We start from the raw sequence: 18,663 nt of genomic DNA on the forward strand, positions 1-18,663 counted from the left end.
TGCGCATGCCAGTTGGCGGATGGAGCCGGCTGGGCGTTTGCCGGCGGCGCGAACGACGAGAGCGCACCAGCCAACAGCAGTAAGGTCCCTGAGACGCTAAGAATTTTCTTCACAAACTCTCCCTGAGGATCAACGTGATCCGTGTTGACAAAACCTGTCAGCACGTCGTGACAGAGAGTGTTGCACTATTTGTGAGAGTTGTCACTCATTTATTTTTCGGGGGTGACAGCCCGTCCGAGAGCAGCGGGGGAGTGGTTCGGGGCGGAAGCGGACCGGCGATGGCGAATTGGGCTTTGTCTGAGTCGCCACCGAAATCGATCCGGATAATTTTCTTTAAGGAGTAGCGGCTCATTTCACGATGCCACCGCGCCTGAGCGTCGACTTCCAAGAGCCAGACATGCTTGTCCCCCAATTCACCGCAGCTCCGATGAAAGATTTGTCCGGCCACGTCCGCTCTGTGAGCGCTGACCGTCGGGAGCGCCTTCGTTCAAGTAACCCTCGCCCCGGGTATTCTGCGAGGGCCGCGAAAGTCCGACAGCAGTGGAGAGGAATGGGTGACGACGCCCCGTACGTTGACGCTCCGGCCCCTGTTTGTCACGAGGGCTGCCATGGGCGCCTTTGTGCTGACGTTTCTGGCCTTGGTTGTCGCCCAGGCGCCGCCTCCGCCGACTGGTCCCGAGGAGAGCGAATGGTTCGTGGCTGTACTTGATGTGGCGACGTTTGCGCTTTTCGTCGGTTTTCTCTTGTGGATGAGTTGGCGGAACTGGCGATTGGCCGTTCTCCTGTCCGAGTCCGAAGTAACGGTTCAAGGATTTTTCCGGCACCGGACCGTTCCGCGGGCGGCGGTGTTGGACTTAGTAGTGGACCAGCTTGTCTGGGAGCGGGCGGATGGGGAAATCCAGGTCACTCGGATCACGGCTTTCCTGACGCCCCCAGCGGGTCTGGCCGGCGTCGTGGTTCGCCACAACGAAAGATGCCTCGCCCTGTTACGCAGCGAGTTCCCGGGCATTTCCAGCGGGGAACCAGGGATCGGCGGTTGGAATGGCCGACTCCGGGCCGAGGAGGACCGTCATTACGACACACCAACTTTTCAACGCCCGCGACAGGGGGACGAGCCACCCAAGCATGCAGGGGCGTTTAGGTCCTGGCGGGATGCACTCCCCATGATGGCGCAGTTGGCAGGCAGTCTTCTCCTCACCGCCTTCGCCTTGTGGCAGCTGCTGAGATCGTTGGGAGGGGTGGCGGGCGCAGATGTTCCGAGTGCTAACGTTCCCGGCCCCTTTGCACCAGAGAACGTCCTCGGCGCGACCTTGCCATATTTGCTTATGGCTGCATTGGCGCTGGGCTCCACGGTCCGGCTTTTCCGCTTCGCTCTTCGAAAGCGTCCGAACTCAAAGTGAGACCCCAGCTGTGAGGCCACCCATGATACGCCCGAGCTTAGGCTTCCCGCTGCCGCTTGGATGGGGTGAATGCACTCATTGATTTCGCCAACACGATGCGCCAGCCGACGTGAGTATTAGCTAAAAAACCGCGAAATTACGGTGGTGCACATTTGGCGCTTTCCGCCATAAGTCTCACATTCATGCCGGGCGGACTGTTCCTTGCCTACTCCCGGGGCACGCCCGCGGCGGACTCGGCTACCTTCAGGGCCTCGCCGTACGCCGTGACCGCGGACCGGTAAGTGGCCACGCTGCCCTCCGACTTGGCCTCTTCGGCTTTCCTTCTGGCCCGGATCATGGCCGCAGTCGCGGGGAAGGCGGTATCGGACATGGCGGGGAAGTCGAACTGGAGTTTCGGGTCGACCTCGTAGGCCAGCCACCGGCTGTCAAGCTGTTTGTGCCGGGCGGCCACCGAAGCGAAGGCCTGGGCATCCACCACCGACAGGGCGCCCAGGGCCGCGGGTGCAACGCCGGCGGCTTCCGCGGCCTTCCAGACGGCCTCGCGCTGGCGCTGCAAGGCGTGTGCCGTCCCCAGTTCCCGGGGGTCTTTGAGCCGGTGTTTGAGCATCATGTTGTTCTCGTAGATCCGGATCTCCTCCGGCGTCAGGTTGTCGAGCTCCCCGGCGCTTTTGCTGACGACGTCGGCAGGGCCTCTTCGGCTGGCGATGCTGCTGCTCGGAATAGGGAACAGGAATTTGCCGGCCAGGAAGCCGCCGGCCAGGACAGCGAGGACAACCCAGTCCGGTGCACCTGCGGAGCCGCTCGAGCCGGCTAGAAAGAAGCCGCCCGCACTGGTGACCGCCTGGCCCGTGGTGAACGTCAGTCGGGTCTTCCTGAAGCGGCGTACCGTGCGATGCGTGGTGAGCTGCCTGTAATGACACGAGCGGGCATCAGCGATCCACTTGCGGGCTCGGTCCACCGGTTGCGGGCTTTCAGTCATGGTCCCGAGGGTACCGTGGACCACCGACGTCACCAGCCGCCGCGCGTCGACGTGTGACCTTTCCGGGCGTCGTCGGGCATCGCCATCTCAGCCCGCAGGCCCAGGAGCCGGATGGGCCGGTCCGCCTCGATGGCGGCAGCGAGGTCCAGGCTCTGCGCGAGGATGGTATCCCGGTCAAAAGTCTCCGGAATCTTCCGGGCGTGGGTCTTCGTCAGGAACGGTGCATAGCGAACCTTCAGGGTCAGTCCCACGACCGGACGGCCCTCGGCCACAACGTCCTCGAGGACCCGCGCTGTCAGGTCCCTCACGGCGTCATCCACCTGGACAGGGTCGGTCAGGTCCTGCTGGAAGGTGGTTTCCCGGCTGTGTCCCCGGGCGACCCAGGGGGTGGCGTCCACCGTGCTGGAGCCGTCGCCCCGGCCCAGCTCCGCGTACCAGGGCCCCATCCGGGGACCGAACTCGGGAACCAGGTCCTGGGGATCGGCCGCAGCGAGCTCGGCGACTGTCGTGATGCCAAGTTTGGCCAGGCGGCCGGAGACCTTGGTTCCGACGCCCCACAGCTCCTTGGTGGGACGGCTGCCCATAACCTCGAGCCAGTTAGCCGCGGTGAGGCGGAAGACACCGGCCGGTTTGCCGAACCCGGTGGCCACCTTGGCCCGGACCAGGGTATCGCCGATGCCCACGCTGCAGTGCAGCTGCGTGCGCTCCAGCACGGCGGACTGGACCTGCCGGGCATAGGCTTCCGGATCAGCCGTTTGAACGCCGACGAAGGCTTCATCCCAACCCAGCACCTGCACGGTGGCGCCAGGCTGCGTGCGAAGGGTAGCCATCACCACCTCAGACGCCGCGAGGTAGGCCTCCTGGTCGACCGGCAGGATCACGGCGTCGGGAACTTTCCTGGCCGCGATACGCAACGGCATGCCGGAGCCCACCCCGTAGGCCCGGGCCTCATAGGAAGCCGTTGACACCACTGCCCGTTCCGTGGGGTCACCGCGGCCGCCGACGATGATCGGCTTGCCGGCAAGCTCGGGCCGCCGGAGCACTTCGACCGCCGCGATGAACTGGTCGAGGTCGACGTGCAGCACCCACGGGATTCCGTTCACGCCAACAGTCTGCCCTAAACCGTCCTGGCCGGCATCCGTTCGCCGACGTTCCGTTCGCCAGAGTTCCGAGGGCCGTTCCGAAACACCCGGCAACCGGCCTACCGGATATGGAACGTTGCCAGGCCCCAGTAGATGAGCGCATTGCGGACACCCGGGAGCGCCTCGAGGGTGTGGGGGCCGGTCCCGTGCATCAGGATGACGCCGCCGGCCCGCGCGCGCGGGGTAAAACGGTCGCCGAACTGTACGCGCCGGATGATGGTGGCGGCCGATGAGCCGTCCCAGTCCCGGGTGTCGACGGTCCAGAAGGCAGGGCGGCAGCCGGCGCGGGCCAGGGCGTTGTAGACCCGGAGGCTGAATGCCCCGGCTCCATAGGGAGGCCGGCACAGTTTGGGCGATGTGGTGGGAATGACGCTGCCGAAGCGGCGGACCTCAACGTTGATCTGGTTGGCGGTCATCCGTGAGTAGTCGCCGTGGTCAAAGCTGTGGTTGCCCAGCAGTTGGCGGGCTCCGATGAGCTGCGCGCGGTACGTCGGGTGGGCCAGCATGCACTTGCCCGTGAAGAAAAAGATTGCCTGCACGTTGTACTTGCGCAGCCAGTTGAGGATCCCGGTGAGACGGGCCTGGGTGGCGCAATCATCAAACGTCAGGCGCACGTTCGCGCTGTGCGCGTAGAGATGAAGGATGTTGGACTGGTCGGCGGCCGACAGGCGGGCCGCGGTGAGCAGCTGCGGCATCGGGTTCGTGGCCATCCTGACCACGGCCGGATGCACGGCGGCAGCGGTCGGCGTCGGCGTCGGGGCGTTAAGCCCGAGGATGATCATCAGAGGGACGAGCATCAGCCGCAGGATCTTCATGTGCGCAGCCACCTCATTCTCAGGGAACAACCCGCGATTAGCACGCGGATTGGAGCGTTCCCGATTCAAGTCTGAGGCCTGTGCTCCGGCAGCACTAGGGCCAAGCGTCCCGTCGGCGGACCTCCGGGGGAGAGGAGACACGCAACAGGACTCATTACTTGACTTTTCAAGTATTAGTGGGAAACTATATGCATACGCATATAATAGCGTAGGGCGGGAGCGCCGGCCCGGATGCGCCCGCAACATTGCTCATAGATTGGACTGACTCATGCAGCTCGAGAACAAGGTCGCATTCATCACCGGCGGCGGATCGGGGCTGGGATTGGCTACGGCCAAGACCTTCATCGCCGAGGGGGCGAAAGTCATGATCTTCGACTACAACCCCAAGTCGCAGGAAGTGGCCGACGAAATCGGCGCCAAGTTCTTCCAGGGTGATGTCTCAAAGGCTGAGAGTGTGGCAGCGGCGGTGGCGCAGACCGTTGCGGAGTTCGGCGGCGTGGATATCGCCGTTGCCTCGGCGGGCGTCGGAGGCGAGGGCGACGTGGTCACCTCGACCGTCGACAACTGGGAGCGCACCAATGGCATCGATTACTCGGGGGTGTTCTACACCAACAAATACGTCATCGAGCAGTTGCTCAAGCAGGGCCGCGGCGGTGTGGTGGTGAACCTCGCCTCCATGTTCGGCCTTGTAGCGGTCTCGAACAACATCGCGTACTCCGCGTCCAAGGGCGGTGTGGTGAACATGACCCGCGCTGCCGGCACGATGTACGCCAAGGAGGGCATCCGCGTGAACGCCGTGGCCCCGGGTGTCATCCGCACCCCGCTCATCGATGAACCCACGCTCGAGCAGTACGCCGGCCTGCACCCGGCCGGCCGGGTCGGGGAGGCCCAGGAGGTTGCCGACCTCATCACGTTCCTCGCCAGTGACAAGGCGAAGTTCATTACCGGCGCCACCATTCCGATCGACGGCGGCTACACGGCTGTCTAGCCGGACGCCCGCTGCACCCCTGGCCGCGCTTCCTTTCGAGGAAGTGCGGCCATTCTTTTGACACTTGAACCTTCAAGTAAACTTGGATAGAATAGTTTCCATGACACAGACCACCGGCCGCCCTCCCGTCCTTTTCCTCAGCCATGGAGCGCCGCCCCTCGCGGATGACGCCACGTGGACCCGGGAGCTGAGCAGCTGGTCCGGCACTTTTGAGAAGCCGAAGGACATCCTTATGGTGTCCGCGCACTGGGAGAACGCACCGGTCACCCTGAGTGCCACGGAACGCAACCCCGGCCTGGTCTACGACTTCGGCGGGTTCGCGCAGAAGTACTACGACGTCACCTACGCCGCCCCGCAGGCCCCCGTTCTCGCCGCCGAGGTGGAGAAGCTGGTGGCCGGCCACGGCCACCACGTCGAACGTGACGAGACCCGCGGCCTGGATCATGGCGCATACGTTCCGCTCAAGGAGATGTTCCCCGAGGCTGACGTGCCGATCGTGCAGATGTCCATGCCCACCCTGGATCCGCAGGGCCTGTTCGACCTCGGCAAGTCCCTGGCTCCCCTGCGTGACCGCGGCACCCTCATCGTCGGGTCCGGTTTCACCACGCACAACCTGCGCTGGTTCAACCCCGCCGGCGGCCCGGACAGCACCCCGCCGTCGGTTTCCCGCGAGTTCGACCACTGGGCGGAGGAAGCAATGGCGCGCGGCGACGTCGACTCCATCCTCGACTTCCTGCACAAGGCCCCGGCCGCCCGCGAAGCCCATCCCCGCAGCGAACACTGGGCCCCGCTGTACGTGGCTCTCGGCGCCGCTTACGAATCCGGCGACCTGCACGCCAAAACGGCCATCGACGGGTTCTGGTTCGGCCTCTCCAAGCGCTCCTGGACGCTGACCTAAACTGTAGCCCGCACCTCCGACCGGCCGGCCCCCGGTCGGCCGGTCGCCAGATCGCCGGGCGTGCCGCGCCGGGCCAGGAAGTCCTCAACCAGGGCGGCGAACTCATCGGCCCGCTCAATCTGGGGCATATGGCCGGTCTTGGGGAAGACGTGCGATTCCGCGCCCGGCAGCGACGCCAGGGCGGCCTCGAGGTGGCTGAACGGCAGGACGTGGTCGTGGTCGCCCCAGACCACCAGCGTGGGAAGGTCCAGCCGCGCCACCGCGTCCAGCAGGGCCGCCCGCCACTCGGCCCGGATGCCCGAGATCGTACCGAGGTCGCGGGCAACGTCAAGGACTGTTTGGCGGTGCTGAGCCCGCTGCGACAAGGCAAAGGCATGGCCAATGCGGTCCTCGGTCACCAGCGTCCTGTCGTAGAAGATCGACTGGACGGTCCGGCGGGACGCCGTCGGGTCGGGGCGCATCAGCAGCGCCGCCAGCGGCCTGATCGCGAGCAGCCGAAGTGCCAGCGCCACCTCCTTCCCGAACCCGGCACTGTTCGCCAGCACCAGTGCGGACACGCGGCCCGGATGGTCGGCTGCCAGCTTCATGGCGACGGCGCCGCCGAGCGAGTTGCCCATCACGGGCACCGGGCCGTTGACCCCGACGGCGTCGAGGAACGCGGGCAGCGCGTCGGCAAGCGCCGCCAGCGTCGTCCGTCCCGGCAGCCGGTCTGAGTAAGCGAAACCGGGCAGGTCAACACTGATCACGGTGTGCTTCGCCGCGAGCCGTTCGTGCTGTTCGCTCCAGTCGTCCAGGCTCTGGCCAATGCCGTGCAGAAGCAGGACAGGGTCGCCGCTGCCGGTCCTTCGGAACCGCAGCCGGGTCCCTCCGGCGTTGATGTAGCCGGTGCCCGGAAGCCGGAGCGGATCCGCGAATATCTCCGGGGTTCTGGCGGCGGCGCGCTGCCCGCGCCGGCCGAAGCGGACATGGTCCGTAAGCCTCCCGGCCCGAAGGAGTGCGAAGTCGCGGAAGTAGTTCTGGTGCAGCCGCCAGGGGGAGACGGCACCCTGCCGCGGCAACTGGTCCGCCCCGCGGAAGATGTAGCCGGCCTTGAGGTCGATCAGGGAGCCCAGCTCGGCGTTGACCACCTCGGCCGGGGCGGCCGGCGCCACCCACTGCAGGTCTTTGCGGTCCAGGTGCTTCAGGAGCCGGCAGATGTAGCCGGCCACGAGATCCGCCTTCAGCGTCCAGGACGCATTGGTGTACCCGACGGTGAGCGCAAAGTTGGGGACGCCGTCGAGCATCATGCCCTTGTAGGTGAGGGTATTTCCCACGTCCACCGGGACGCCGTCGACGCTCAGCGCCATCCCGCCAAGCACCAGCAGGTTCAGTCCCGTGGCCGTGACAATCACGTCGGCCGGGATCGAGCCGCCGGAGGCCAGCTCAAGGCCGTCGGGCGTGATCCGGGTGATGCTGTCGGTCACGATGTCGGCGGTCCCGGCACTGATTGCCCGGTAGAGGTCGCCGTTGGGAATGGCGCAGACCCGCTGGTCCCACGGCTGGTACGTCGGCGCCAGATGCGTGTCCACGGCAAAGCCCGCGGGCAGTTTGGCGACGGCCGACTTCCGGAGGATGGCCTTCATGGTCTCCGGCCTCCGCCGGCTGAGCTGGTAGGTGAACATCGAAAAGAGGATGTTTTTGGCCCGGACGACGTCGTAGGCCAGTTGCGCGGGCACCTTGCCGCGGAGCCGGTCGGCGAGGTGGTCCCGGGACGGCACCGGGGCAATGTAGGTGGGGGAGCGCTGCAGCATGGTCACCTTGGCCGCGGACTTCGCCATGGTCGGTACGAGGGTCACGGCGGTGGCTCCGCTGCCGATGACCACCACCTGCTTTCCGGTGTAGTCGAGGCCGGCCGGCCAGTGCTGCGGATGCACGATCGCTCCGGCGAAGCTGTCGGCCCCCTCGATGGCCGGGGTGAACCCCTCGTCGTAGCGGTAATAGCCCGAGCAGACCGACAGGAACGAACACGTGAAGGTAACGTTCTCCCCGGCGTCGGGAGCGGCGTCGGCACTGTATTCGCCGGCCGCCGTGCGGACGGCGGTCACCGTCCACAACGCCGTGTCACTGGACCAGTCCGCCGCGACAACCCGCGTGTTCAGGCGGATCTGCGGTTCGAGTCCCTCATCTGCGACGGTGGCGTGGATGTAGTCACGGATGGAGTCACCGTCGGCAATGGCTTTGGCGCCTGCCCACGGCCGGAAGGAGTAACCGAGTGTGTACATGTCGCTGTCAGAGCGGATGCCCGGGTACCGGAAGAGGTCCCAGGTACCGCCAACGGCGCCGCGTGATTCGAGCAGCATAAAGGTTTTCCCCGGAAGGTCACGCTTCAGCCGGCTGGCGAAACCCACGCCGCTCAGCCCTGCTCCGACAATCAACACATCCACGTGCTCGCTCATCCCGCCAAGGTATCGACTCACAGTCGAGAGAGTCAACACCGTGTTGATTGGGAGGGTTAGGATGGGCGCATGGCTCAACGAGGACGACGCAGCGCACGGGTCTCGGGGGACGAACGCCAGGACGGAATCCTCGTGACTGCCGAGGCTCTCCTAGGCGAAGGGTCCTTCGATGACGTCTCGATCGAGGACCTCGCCCGCGGGGCCGGGATCTCCCGGCCCACGTTCTACTTCTATTTCCCGGGCAAAGACGCCGTCCTGCTGGCCCTCCTGGACCGTGTCATCACCGAAGTGGAGCACCGGGTGGGGGGCCTGCCGCGGGACTTCGACAGTGACCCCGCCGGAGCATGGACCCGGTCCATCGGCATGTTCGTCGAGGTGTTCGTTGCCCACCGCGGGGTGGCCACCGCAGCCATCGCCGCTCGGGCACGCAACGAGGAAGTCCGTGAGCTCTGGTCCAGGTCGATGCAGTCGTGGGTCGACTACTCCAGCGGCGTGATCCGGTCCGAGCGGATGCGCGGCGCCGCTCCGGAGGGGATCGACGCCCACGACCTCGCGGTCAGCCTGAACCTGATGAACGAACGGGTGATCACCGCCGTCCTCAACCGGGAGACCCCTGCCATCACTGAGGCGCACGCCCTCGAGGTCCTATCAACCATCTGGATCCGCAGCATCTACGGGTCCGATACACCGGGCCGCTCCTAGCGCCCGGCCCCGAAAGGAAGAACCGTATGCCCCCGATCAAGACCCTGACCGTGCTCGGCACCGGAGTGCTCGGCTCACAAATCGCCTTCCAGGCAGCCTTCCACGGCTTCGCGGTGACAGCGTACGACGTCGACGACGCCGCCCTCGAGCTGGCCCGGGGCCGGTTCGCCAGGCTCGCCGGCATCTACCACGCCAGCATGCCCGGCGCGGAGGAGGGCCGGGCCGGGTCGGCCCTGGAAAGCCTCCGGCTCACCGCTGACCTGGCCGAGGCCGCAGCGGATGCCGACCTTGTTATCGAGGCAGTGCCCGAGCTGCTCGAGCTCAAACGCGGGCTCTACCGCCAGCTTGCCGGGCTCGCCCCGGACCGGACCATTTTCGCCACCAACTCCTCCACGCTGCTGCCCAGCGACCTGAAAGACTCCACCGGCCGCCCCGACCGATTCCTCGCCCTCCACTACGCCAACAACATCTGGGCGCAGAACATCGCGGAGGTGATGGGTACAGCCGAGACCGATCCGGCGGTGTTCAGCGCCGTCGTCGAGTTCGCCCGGAACAGCGGGCTGGAGCCAATCGAGATCAGGAAGGAGAAAGCCGGCTATGTGCTGAACTCGCTGCTGGTGCCGCTCCTGAACGCTGCCGCGGGATTGTTGTTGGAGGGTGTCGCGGACCCGCGGACCATCGACAAGACGTGGCGTATTGCCACCGGCGCCCCCAGCGGGCCGTTCCAGATTTTCGACGTCGTCGGCCTGGGCACCGCCTACAACATTGCCGCGTCGTCACCGGCGGCGGGATCGCAGGCGTTTGCCCGGCACCTGAAGGAGAACTACCTCGACGCCGGCAAACTCGGTGTCGCGACGGGCGAGGGCTTCTACAAGTACTAGGCCAGGACGGCCGCCGGGTCCGGCATGACTACTTCCCGTCGGTAAAGAGCTGCTGGGCCACGCCCATCGCGGCCATACCCTGGGGCCAGCCGGCATAAAGAGTGACGTGGGTGATGGCCTCGATGAGCTCCTCCTGGGTGACTCCGTTCTCAACGGCGCGTCCGAGGTGGAAGCCCAATTGCCCGGTGTTGCCGGCGGCGGTGAGCACGGCCACAGTGATCAGGCTGCGGTCCCGTGCGGAGAGTTCGGGGCGGTTCCAGACGTCCGCGAACAGGACGTCGTCGGTGAGTTCGGCGAGTTTCGGGGCGAAGTCGCCGAACATCTTGCGGCCGCCTCCCACCTGCAGGGGTTGTTCAGTCATGATGTTCCTTTCATGGGGTGCAGCGCGCGGGCTGCCGGTTGGGGGTTAGGTTTGGGGCTGCCGGCGTGTTCGACGGCGGTTCAGAGCCGGCGTGGAAATGCTGAACGGCGGCCGTACAAGGTGACCAGGAGGGCTGCCGCGCCCAGGCCGACCATCACCACCGGCAGCACCGAGCCGTCAAAAGGAACCAGCAGAACAGCGCCCAGAATACCGGCGCCGAAGATCGCGAGGTTGAAGGCAACCGGCAGGAATGAGTTGGCGACGTCTGCGTTCTCGCCGCCCGCCGTCGTCAGCGGTCCCTGCAGCTGCGGGGCCGCACCGCCAAAGGCGACTCCCCAGAGCGCCGCGGCGGTCAGGACGGCCGGGGCCGAACCGTGCCCGGCCAGCAGGATGATTCCGGCGCTGACAAACGCGGCGACACTCAGGTGCAGCAGCGGGCGCGGGTAGCGGTCCAGCAGGGCCCCGGTCAGCCCGACGCCGAGGACGGAGGCGATGCCGTAGACCAGCAGCACGAGGTCGGCGGTGAGGCCGGTGCCCCCGGAACGGAGATACGGGGCGATGTAGGTGTAAAGGGTGCTGTGGGCCAGCATCCAGACGACGATGACGGCCAGGATCAGGGCGACGCCGGGCAGCCGGAAGACGCGGCCCAGCGGAAGGCGGGTGGTGGCTGGCTGCCCGGGGGCATCCGGGACAAAGGCGATGATGAGCCCGACCACGGCGAGCGCCAGGACCGACAGAGCGCCAAAGGACCAGCGCCAGTCAGACGCCGTCCCGATCCAGGCGCCCAACGGCGTGCCGAACGCGAAGCCCAGCGGGGCTCCGGTGGAGACGATGGCCAGCGACAGGCCGGCGTTCCGCGGCGGGCTGATACGGCGGCCGTAAGCGGCCAGCATTCCCCAGATGACGCCGGAGAACGCGCCGGCCAGGAAACGGGAGACGAGGGACAACGCGACATCGGGGGAGAGCGCGGTGACAGTGTTGGCCACCACGAGTCCGGCGATGCCGGCGAGCAGCAGCGGCTTCCGCCGGAGACCCCGTGTCAGGGTGATCGCCGGGATGGTCGCGAGGACGGTGCCGAGGGCGTAGGCGCTGACCAGCAGGCCCACGGTTCCTTCGCTGGTGTGCAGGCCCGCAGCGATCACCGGCAGGAGGCCGGCCGGCATGGTCTCTGCGCTGATCAGGACGAAGCCCATCGCGGTCAGGAGGATCAGCGCCCCCAGCGGCAGGCGCGACGGGGCGGAAGGCGGTGTGGATGGTGCACTGACGGTGGCGGTGGTCATGGGTCTCCTGTGTGCGCTGTTTTCCGGGTCCAACCAGTCAAGCGCCGTTTCCGCGGGCGGGGGAGTCACTGCTGAGGGGTGTACCGGGAGGGGACCCCTTGTCCGGTCGCCGCGGCATAATCTTGAAGCATGGATAACCGGGCCGAAGTACGAGAGTTTCTGATGTCGCGGCGTGCCCGGCTCACCCCGGAAGAAGCGGGCCTCGCAGCCGGCGGCAACCGTCGGGTGGCCGGTCTGAGGCGCAGCGAAGTCGCCCTGCTGGCCGACGTCAGCGTGGAGTATTACGCGAAGCTCGAGCGCGGCTCGATCGCCGGCGCGTCGTCGTCGGTGCTGGAATCGCTCGCCCGTGCCCTCCGCCTCGACGACGCCGAGCACGCGCACCTGCTGCACCTGGCCCGTGCGGCGGACGGGATCCCTACGTCCGGCCGGCAGCGGAAGCGCTCCGGCCAGCAAACGGGTCCGCGCCTCAGCCTGCAATGGGCCCTGGACGCCGTGACCGACGGCGTCGCCTTTGTCCGGGACCCCTACCAGAACCTCTTGGCCACCAATGAGCTGGGGCGCGCCTTCTACTCGCCGGTGATCGGCGACGGCGGCCGCACCCCCAATCTGGCACGCTTCCAGTTCCTGGACCCGGCCTCGCGGGACTTCTATCCCGACTGGGAGCTGTTCAGCGAGATGTGCGTCGGCATCATGCGCGCCGAAGCCGGACGGGACCCGCACGACCGGACCATGCAGGACCTCGTCGGGGAACTCTCCACGCGGAGTGAAGTGTTCCGAGCGCTCTGGGGTGCCCACAATGTCCGCACCCACGGCTCGGGAACCAAGCGTTTCCAGCACCCGGTGGCCGGCGAGCTGATCCTCGCGTACGAGGAGCTGGCCATTACCGCCGAACCGGGCCAGGTGATGATGGTCTACACCGCGGAGCCGGGCTCGCCCTCGGCGGAAAGGCTCCGGCTGCTTGCAAGCTGGAGTGCCAGCGCGGACCCCGCGGCGGAGCGCCACCGCACCACGAGTTAACCCGTCAGGCCCCGGGCACCGCGGAGGGGCCGGCCGGGGCTGCCGCGAGGTAGGACAGGGCGGCGACAACGTGGGCCTGGACGCCCAGCGACAGCGTCGGATCCAGGACGGGCGCGAAGAAGGGCGAGTGGTTGGCCGGAATGTCCTGCGGCACGGTGCCCGCCGCGACGGCGGCCCGGTACCTCACGGGGTCCACCCCTCCGAGCAGCCAAAACGTGTACGGCACCCCGAAGGCGTCCGGGATGCGGCTGAAATCCTCCGAGGCGGTCTGCGGCGCGGCGCGCAGAACCGCGTCCGGACCAAAATGCGCGGCGAACGCGGCGCTCACCCGGGCAGTGACCGCGGCGTCGTTGCTGGTCAGCGGAAACTGGTCGTAGTACTCGAAGTCGGGCTCCCGGGGCGACCCGGCCGCAGCACACTCGCCCCGGGTGATCCGCTCAATCGCCGCCAGGACGGTGCGCCTGACCTGGTTGTCGTACGTGCGGATGTTCAGCAGGAGGACCGCGCGGTCCGGAATGATGTTCGACGTCGTCCCGGCGTTCAGGGCCCCTACGGTGACCACCGCGAAGTCCCCGGGTTTGGTCTCACGCGCCACCACGCTCTGCAGCCGCAGCACGATCGCGGCGGCCAGCACCACCGGGTCCACCGCCATGTGCGGCATGGACCCGTGGGCGCCCTTGCCGTGGACAGTAATCCTCAGCGAATCCCCGGCCGAGAGGACCGGCCCGGCCGTGGTGGCCAGGGTCCCGGCCGCTATCGGCATCACGTGCTGGGCCAGGGCGACGTCGGGCCGCGGCACGCGGGTGACCAGCCCGTCGTCGATCATGGCCTGGGAACCCGCGCCGATCTCTTCACCGGGCTGGAACAGTGCGACGTAAGTGCCCGACCACGCCCGGCGTCCGTCCGCCATCAGCTTCGCCGCTCCCAGCAGGGTGGCGACGTGGACGTCGTGGCCGCACGCATGCATGGTCCCGGGCACCTCCGAGGCATAGTCCAGTCCGGTGTCTTCGGTGACCGGCAGCGCGTCCATGTCTGCCCGGGCCAGCACGGTGGGGCCGTTCCCGTTTGCCAGGACGCCGACGACGCCGGTGCCGCCGCACCGGGTCACGGCGTACCCGAATGCGGTGAGTTTTTCCTCGACCAGCCCGGCCGTCTGGTGCTCCGCGAGGCTGAGCTCAGGCCGCCGGTGCACGGCCGTGTACGTTTCGCGGATCCAGCCGAGTTCCCGGTCCAGGTCCGCCAGAACCAGCTCCGAACTTTCCATGCGCCCGCGCTCCTTTGCGGTGGGGGCGCCCGGCCGTCCGGGCGCCGCTGGCACTGTCCACCCTAGACCCGAGGGCGGCACGTGCGCCTTGGAGGCTAGGAGGCCAACACCCCAAAAATTTGGCGTCGGGTCGCCCATATCCCATTTTCGCGGAGTAGCTTGGAAATTATGTTGACCGGATTCAAGAATTTCATCCTGAAGGGCAACGTCGTAGACCTTGCCGTCGCTGTCGTGATTGGTGCCGCTTTCGGTGCAGTGGTCACGGCCCTAGTCCAAAGCGTCCTCATGCCTTTTATCGCGGGCCTGACCGGAGCGCACAACTTTGACAGCTTCGCCGTTGTTACCCTCAACGGCAACGACATTAAATTCGGTGTCCTCCTCACGGCCATCGTCAATTTCCTGCTCGTGGCGGCGGCCATCTACTTCGTGGTGGTCGCGCCGATGAACCACATGATTGAACGCCGCAATCGCCGGCTCGGCATCAACACCGAAGTCAAGGACGAGGCGGCCGAAGACCCGCAGATCGCCCTGCTCACCGAGATCCGCGATGCCCTGCAGCAGGACCGCCGGGTCTAGCAGCGGCGCCGGCCCCGCAGGGTCCGGATACGGGCCCTGCGGGGCGGCGGGGTCCGGCAAAATTGATCCTGATTTTCCCGTCAATTATGGCCGGCTCTGCGATAGCCTAGCCGTCAGGGGTGCCGGGAATTTCCCGGTATCTGCGCAGTCCCTGGTCCGCCCCCGCGGTGGGAATGCGCATATTTCCGCATCGACGAAAGGAAATGAACATGGCTGTTTCCATTGAATTGGGCAAGGCACTCGATAAGGCCTACGAGAATGCCAGCCTCGAGGAAGTTCTCTCCGCGCCGCCCTCAGCCCTCGCGGGGCTGACGGAAAAGCACGACGAGCTTCTGGCCGGCCTCGGCATCAAGACCATTCGCGACCTGGGAAGCAACAAATACTTCGCCACAGCCGGTGTGCTTGTGGCACTGTCCGGCAAAGTCGGCTAGTTTCAGCGGCATTCGGTTCGACCAACAGGATGACAGTCCGGCCGGGGTTCCCGGCCGGACTTTTCTGTGCCCTGGGCTGGCACCTTGACTCTTCCCGGAGAATGCGAATCGCTGGTAGACCAGCGGGTACCAGTTTCGGCCCGAGGCTCCGGAGGCGGCCATGTCCGAGGTGTTCATTGGAACCAGACGCGGCCGCATGCCGGCCTACCTTGCCGTGCCCGCTGGGCCGGGACCGTGGCCCGGCGTCGTGGTCATCCACGACGCACTCGGGCTCAGCACGGATACCCGCGCGCAGGCGGATTGGCTCGCGGCAGAAGGATTCCTTGCGGTGGCGCCGGACCTGTTTCACTGGGCACGCCGGGCGCTGTGCCTGTGGGCGCTGATCCGCGGCTGGCGTCCCCTCGGCGAGCTTGACCTCACCCGCGCCTGGCTGGCACGACGCCCGGATTGCACCGGCCGGGTGGGAGTGATGGGTTTCTGCATGGGCGGCGGTTTCGCCCTTATGCTGGCGCCGGACCATGACTTCGCCGCTGCCAGTGTCAACTACGGCGGACTGGATGAGGCGACGGCGGCGGCGTTACCGCGCGCCTGCCCGATCGTTGCCAGCTACGGGGCCAGGGACCGCTGGCCGGGGGTGCGGGGTGTGCCGGACCGGCTGGAACCGGTCCTGGCAGAGGCCGGGATCGCCCACGACATCAAGGTCTACCCCGGCGCAGGCCACGGCTTCATCAACCGGCACGGCCCGGCGGACCTGTCGGTGGGGGACCGTGTGCTGGCGAAGCTCGTGGCGGCCGCGTATCACGAGCCGTCGGCGGAGGACGCGCGTCGGCGGATCCTTGCGTTCTTCCACGAGCACCTGCTCAGCCCGGGAACGGGGCGCTGAACCCGCCCCCGGCGCCCGGCGGCGGAGTAAAGGGCCCGGCACCCGGCGGCGGGGCAGAGGGCCCGGCACCGGTTCCGCCCCCGGTGCCGAGCAGACTGCGGGTGAGTGCCTCGCCGTCGGCCATCAGGTGCTCCACGGCCGTCAGCAGGTGGCCGTCCGCCACCGCGGTGCCGTCCATCGCGGCCGCGACGACGGCACGGCGGATCAGTTCCCGGGCAAAAGAAGCCGTTGTGTCCCCGGTCCGGGCGGCCGCCTCGTCCAGGGCGGCGTCGCTGAACGGAATGTCCCGGGCATACAGCTTGAGCAGTGCGACCCGCTCCGGCAATGCCGGCAGTGGTATCTCCACGGCAAGGTCCACCCGCCCCGGGCGCTGGGCCAGGGCCCGTTCAAGCATGTCCACCCTGTTAGTGGTGAGCACAAAGGCAACATCGGCGTCGCTGGCCAGTCCGTCCATGGCATCAAGGACCTCAAACAACAGCGGCTGCGGCCCGTGCCCGAAGCTGCGGTCCTCGGCAATCAGGTCACAGTCCTCCAGAACGACAATTGACGGCTGAAGCGCCCGCGCCATGGCGGCTGCCTCCGAGATCCGGGCGAGCGATCCGCCCGCCAGGAGGATGGCAGTGGTGTCCGCGCTTCGGCTCAGCAGATACCGCACCGTGTGGGTCTTGCCCGTGCCCGGTCGACCGTACAGCAGGACGCCGCGCTTGAGGTGCTGGCCGTACCGGGCGAGGGTGCTCCTGTGCTCGGCAATGGCCAGGGCATGGTCCGAGACCCGCTGCAGCAGGCCCTCAGGAAGGACCACCTCGGACGCGGACAGCTCCGGCCGGGCATGGAAGGTCACGCCCGCTGCGCTGGGCCCGTATTCGCCCATGACCAGTGAGATGACCTGGCCCTTGAGGACGCTGTGATTCTGCATCCGACGGCGGAACTCCGCCAGGAATGCCGCGGCCAGGTCACTGGATCCGGCCAGCACCTCCAGGGATGCCGACTGCCGGCCGTACCGGGGGTTCGCGTCGCGTTGCAGCACTGCGAGCGGTCGGCCCTCGTAGCGGAAGAGCCATAGGCCCAGCGCCACAGCCTGCCGCTGCTCGTCCGGACCCACCGCGAGGTTGGTGTAGTCCGGCTGGGCCAGCGGAAAGTTGGGGTACTGCTGTGCCTGTTGCAGCATGTCGCTGAGGGAGTGGTGGTGGCGTTGGTCCCCGCCGCCGATGCCGGCCAGCCGGAACTGTGGGTCCGCGCCGGCGAGTTCCGCCAGCTGAATGTCGGCGTCCACGAAGCGGTGCGGCGGAATCTCCTCGACCACCACGGGTAGTGAACCCGCCGGGCTGTCCAAATGCGCGGTTAGCGTTGGCAGGAGCTGTTCGCCCGCTGGTTCCCGGCGCTGCCCGGACTGTGCCAGCTGAACAAGCAGCGCGAAATCGTCGATGAACTTCCCCAGTTTTTCATCCATGGGCAGACCCTACCAGTGCGCCTGCGGCCGCGGAGCGGAGCCCTTACCGGAGGTCGCTGGCGTACGTCAGGCCGATCCTGCCGCGCACTGCGTCTAGGGCCGCCATCACCGCGACACTTTCGCTTGGCGGGAGGATCTCGTTGGCGGTCGCACCGGCGGCGACCAGCCGTTCCAGCTCCCACGCCTGGTATTGCATGCCCCGGCCGGACACCGGCTCGTCGAAGCGTTCGACGACGTTCCCGCCGTCGTCGTACCGGGTAAACCCGGTGGGCGTGTACCAGACGGGGTCCACCTCAATGCTGCCGGCAGTTCCGATGACGGCCGCCCGGTTGGGGCCGGCGGTGTCCAGCGCGCAATGCAGCACCGCTTGCTGGCCGTCCGGGTACTCGAAGATCATGGCGGTCTGGCGGTCGACGCCGGTGGTGGTCATGCTGGCGGCCGCCTGGATGGTGGCCGGTGCGCCAAACACGTCGAACGCGAACGACACGGGATAGATGCCGAGGTCCAGCAGGGCGCCGCCGCCCAGCGCGGGATCGTTCAGCCGGTGGCCGGGGTCCTTGGGGAGGTTCTGGTTGTGGTCCGCGATGACCGTGCGGACCTCGCCGAGGGCACCCGTGGTGATCAGCTCCCGGATCCGCACCATGTGGGGCAGGTAGCGGGTCCACATGGCTTCCAACGCGACCAGGCCCCGTGCCGCAGCGAGGTCCACGATCTCCTGCGCCTGGCCGGCGTTCATTGCGAAGGGCTTCTCGACCAGCACGTGTTTGCCGGCGTTGAGGGCCAGCAGCGCGTGCTCGTGGTGGAACGGGTGCGGCGAGGCGATGTACACCACGTCCACGTCGGGGTCGTTGACCAGGGCCTCGTAGCTGCCGTGCGCCGTCGGCAGTTGAAACTTGGCGGTGAATTCCTGGGCCGTTGCGGCGTTGCGGGACCCTGCGGCCTGAACTGTGAAACCGTGGTCCACGAGGTCGGACGCCTGCAGCCCGGCAATCAGCCCGGTGCCGAGGATTCCCCAGCGGAGGCCGCTTCCGGAGCCTCCCGGGCCCCCGGACCGGTCGGCGGGAGCATGGATGGCGGTTTCTGGCATGGCTCGGATCTCCTCGGACGTGGTCATTACGGCGGTTGGGTGCTGAGCGGAATACGCAACGGAACCGTGTCTGC

At 67.2% G+C, this 18,663-nt stretch carries 18 protein-coding genes; 9 read left to right on the top strand and 9 right to left on the bottom strand.

Going from position 1 to position 18,663, the window contains the following annotated elements:
• The first annotated feature begins 608 nt into the window (after nt 1-608).
• Complete coding sequence (locus AC1DHY_RS06000) at nt 609-1,400, top strand: hypothetical protein (RefSeq protein WP_476903315.1); 792 nt, start codon at nt 609-611, stop codon at nt 1,398-1,400.
• Nucleotides 1,401-1,605: 205 nt separating this feature from the next.
• Here the strand turns inward: AC1DHY_RS06000 and AC1DHY_RS06005 are convergent, their stop codons facing one another.
• The 3 genes from AC1DHY_RS06005 to AC1DHY_RS06015 all read right to left on the bottom strand — a co-directional run bounded on the left by AC1DHY_RS06005 (nt 1,606) and on the right by AC1DHY_RS06015 (nt 4,336).
• On the bottom strand, nt 1,606-2,379 hold the full coding sequence (locus tag AC1DHY_RS06005; RefSeq protein WP_476880124.1) for a hypothetical protein: 774 nt from the start codon (nt 2,377-2,379) through the stop codon (nt 1,606-1,608).
• Between the two features lie 29 nt (nt 2,380-2,408).
• Nucleotides 2,409-3,482 carry a DNA polymerase IV gene (locus AC1DHY_RS06010; protein WP_476903316.1) on the bottom strand — a complete coding sequence of 358 codons (1,074 nt, stop codon included), beginning with the start codon at nt 3,480-3,482 and terminating at the stop codon, nt 2,409-2,411.
• Nucleotides 3,483-3,580: 98 nt separating this feature from the next.
• Entirely contained in the window at nt 3,581-4,336 is a 756-nt protein-coding gene (locus AC1DHY_RS06015; protein WP_476903317.1) for a polysaccharide deacetylase family protein, read from the bottom strand.
• A 268-nt stretch (nt 4,337-4,604) separates the two neighbouring features.
• Here AC1DHY_RS06015 and AC1DHY_RS06020 point away from each other — a divergent pair, with 268 nt between their 5' ends.
• Together AC1DHY_RS06020 and AC1DHY_RS06025 are read left to right on the top strand one after the other, a co-directional pair.
• Nucleotides 4,605-5,324: an SDR family NAD(P)-dependent oxidoreductase gene (locus AC1DHY_RS06020; protein WP_476903318.1), complete on the top strand. Its 720-nt coding sequence runs from the start codon at nt 4,605-4,607 to the stop codon at nt 5,322-5,324.
• 100 nt (nt 5,325-5,424) lie between these two features.
• Nucleotides 5,425-6,222, top strand: coding sequence for a dioxygenase family protein (locus tag AC1DHY_RS06025; protein WP_476903319.1), 798 nt, complete (start codon nt 5,425-5,427; stop codon nt 6,220-6,222).
• Here the strand turns inward: AC1DHY_RS06025 and AC1DHY_RS06030 are convergent.
• The gene (locus tag AC1DHY_RS06030) at nt 6,219-8,657 is read right to left on the bottom strand and encodes an alpha/beta fold hydrolase (protein WP_476903320.1); all 2,439 of its coding nucleotides are present in this window, start codon (nt 8,655-8,657) and stop codon (nt 6,219-6,221) included. The genes AC1DHY_RS06025 and AC1DHY_RS06030 overlap by 4 nt on opposite strands.
• A gap of 69 nt (nt 8,658-8,726) precedes the next feature.
• Here AC1DHY_RS06030 and AC1DHY_RS06035 point away from each other — a divergent pair, with 69 nt between their 5' ends.
• Both AC1DHY_RS06035 and AC1DHY_RS06040 read left to right on the top strand, forming a co-directional pair.
• Entirely contained in the window at nt 8,727-9,359 is a 633-nt protein-coding gene (locus AC1DHY_RS06035) for a TetR/AcrR family transcriptional regulator (RefSeq protein ID WP_476879956.1), read from the top strand.
• Nucleotides 9,360-9,385: 26 nt separating this feature from the next.
• The gene (locus AC1DHY_RS06040) at nt 9,386-10,240 is read left to right on the top strand and encodes a 3-hydroxyacyl-CoA dehydrogenase (protein WP_476879955.1); all 855 of its coding nucleotides are present in this window, start codon (nt 9,386-9,388) and stop codon (nt 10,238-10,240) included.
• A 28-nt stretch (nt 10,241-10,268) separates the two neighbouring features.
• Here the strand turns inward: AC1DHY_RS06040 and AC1DHY_RS06045 are convergent, their stop codons facing one another.
• The gene (locus tag AC1DHY_RS06045; RefSeq protein ID WP_476879954.1) at nt 10,269-10,601 is read right to left on the bottom strand and encodes a carboxymuconolactone decarboxylase family protein; all 333 of its coding nucleotides are present in this window, start codon (nt 10,599-10,601) and stop codon (nt 10,269-10,271) included.
• Between the two features lie 80 nt (nt 10,602-10,681).
• Nucleotides 10,682-11,881 (bottom strand): MFS transporter, encoded by a 1,200-nt coding sequence (locus tag AC1DHY_RS06050; RefSeq protein ID WP_476879953.1) that lies wholly within the window; start codon nt 11,879-11,881, stop codon nt 10,682-10,684.
• A gap of 129 nt (nt 11,882-12,010) precedes the next feature.
• Here AC1DHY_RS06050 and AC1DHY_RS06055 point away from each other — a divergent pair, with 129 nt between their 5' ends.
• Nucleotides 12,011-12,898, top strand: a complete 888-nt coding sequence (locus AC1DHY_RS06055) for a helix-turn-helix transcriptional regulator (protein ID WP_476879952.1) — start codon at nt 12,011-12,013, stop codon at nt 12,896-12,898.
• A 4-nt stretch (nt 12,899-12,902) separates the two neighbouring features.
• Here the strand turns inward: AC1DHY_RS06055 and AC1DHY_RS06060 are convergent, their stop codons facing one another.
• Complete coding sequence (locus AC1DHY_RS06060) at nt 12,903-14,162, bottom strand: amidohydrolase (RefSeq protein WP_476879951.1); 1,260 nt, start codon at nt 14,160-14,162, stop codon at nt 12,903-12,905.
• Between the two features lie 168 nt (nt 14,163-14,330).
• Here AC1DHY_RS06060 and mscL point away from each other — a divergent pair, with 168 nt between their 5' ends.
• The 3 genes from mscL (at nt 14,331) to AC1DHY_RS06075 (ending at nt 16,052) form a co-directional block, all read left to right on the top strand.
• Entirely contained in the window at nt 14,331-14,738 is a 408-nt protein-coding gene (gene mscL, locus AC1DHY_RS06065; protein WP_476879950.1) for a large conductance mechanosensitive channel protein MscL, read from the top strand.
• A gap of 209 nt (nt 14,739-14,947) precedes the next feature.
• The gene (locus AC1DHY_RS06070; RefSeq protein WP_476903321.1) at nt 14,948-15,169 is read left to right on the top strand and encodes a hypothetical protein; all 222 of its coding nucleotides are present in this window, start codon (nt 14,948-14,950) and stop codon (nt 15,167-15,169) included.
• Nucleotides 15,170-15,365: 196 nt separating this feature from the next.
• Entirely contained in the window at nt 15,366-16,052 is a 687-nt protein-coding gene (locus tag AC1DHY_RS06075; RefSeq protein ID WP_476880021.1) for a dienelactone hydrolase family protein, read from the top strand.
• Here AC1DHY_RS06075 and AC1DHY_RS06080 read toward each other — a convergent pair.
• Both AC1DHY_RS06080 and AC1DHY_RS06085 read right to left on the bottom strand, forming a co-directional pair.
• Nucleotides 16,030-17,502 (bottom strand): AAA family ATPase, encoded by a 1,473-nt coding sequence (locus tag AC1DHY_RS06080; RefSeq protein ID WP_476880020.1) that lies wholly within the window; start codon nt 17,500-17,502, stop codon nt 16,030-16,032. The genes AC1DHY_RS06075 and AC1DHY_RS06080 overlap by 23 nt on opposite strands.
• A 43-nt stretch (nt 17,503-17,545) precedes the next feature.
• Nucleotides 17,546-18,589: a Gfo/Idh/MocA family protein gene (locus tag AC1DHY_RS06085; protein WP_476903322.1), complete on the bottom strand. Its 1,044-nt coding sequence runs from the start codon at nt 18,587-18,589 to the stop codon at nt 17,546-17,548.
• Nucleotides 18,590-18,663 lie beyond the last annotated feature (74 nt).

Source organism: Arthrobacter sp. 05L44 (assembly GCF_056397605.1).